The sequence below is a fragment of the Nocardiopsis chromatogenes YIM 90109 genome (assembly GCF_000341185.1).
Lineage (GTDB): Bacteria > Actinomycetota > Actinomycetes > Streptosporangiales > Streptosporangiaceae > Nocardiopsis_A > Nocardiopsis_A chromatogenes.
In genome coordinates, this window is record NZ_ANBH01000182.1 from 1 (window position 1) to 592 (window position 592).

The 592-nt window shown below is 75.2% G+C and carries 2 protein-coding genes; one reads left to right on the plus strand and one right to left on the minus strand.

The genetic code is table 11. The features are described from left to right. Nucleotides 1–25: 25 nt before the first annotated feature. On the minus strand, nt 26–307 hold the full coding sequence (locus tag D476_RS39930) for an HAD hydrolase-like protein (protein WP_152529382.1): 282 nt from the start codon (nt 305–307) through the stop codon (nt 26–28). On the opposite strand from D476_RS39930, the gene D476_RS0118215 reads away from it, so the two are divergent. Further along, the coding region (locus D476_RS0118215; protein WP_026123623.1) for a DJ-1/PfpI family protein at nt 263–592 on the plus strand (330 nt) is incomplete at its 3' end. The two genes, D476_RS39930 and D476_RS0118215, sit on opposite strands and share 45 nt — an antisense overlap.

The following is a 592-nucleotide window of genomic DNA, read 5'->3' on the forward strand; positions in this document are numbered from 1 at the left end:
GGCGGCGCTCGGTCCCGCTGGTCGGTCAGGGCAGGATGAGCGTGGTGATGCCCGAGGCGGCGGCCCCGCCGTCGCGGGTGTGACGGTCACCGACCATCAGGGCCTCGTCCGGGTGGGCGTCCACCATGCCCGGGGCAGCCTCGAACAGGCGTGGATCGGGCTTTTCGGCCCCGTGTTCACAGGACAGCGCGTAAGCATCGATGGCAGAAATGGTGGCAACCCCGTCATTGCCGACTCGCCCGGCGCCGGACAGGCTGGGGGCATGAGCGAGCGCACCGTCGTCGTGGCCCTCTTCGAGGGCGTGCAGAGCCTGGACGTGGCCGGGCCCATGGAGGTCTTCGCCTGCGCCGACCTCTACAGCCGGGCCGCCGGAGGCGGCCCCGCCTACCGCATCGTGCAGGCCAGCGCGGACGGGGCGACGGTGCGCTGCTCCAGCGGCATGGGCCTGGCCCCGCAGGCCGCCCTGGAGGACGTCGGCCCGATCGACACCCTGGTGGTGCCCGGCGGGGTGGGAACCCTGCGGCCCGACGAGCGCCTGGTGGGGTGGCTGGCCGACGGCGCCGCCTCGGCCCGCCGGGGGGGGTCGGGGGGC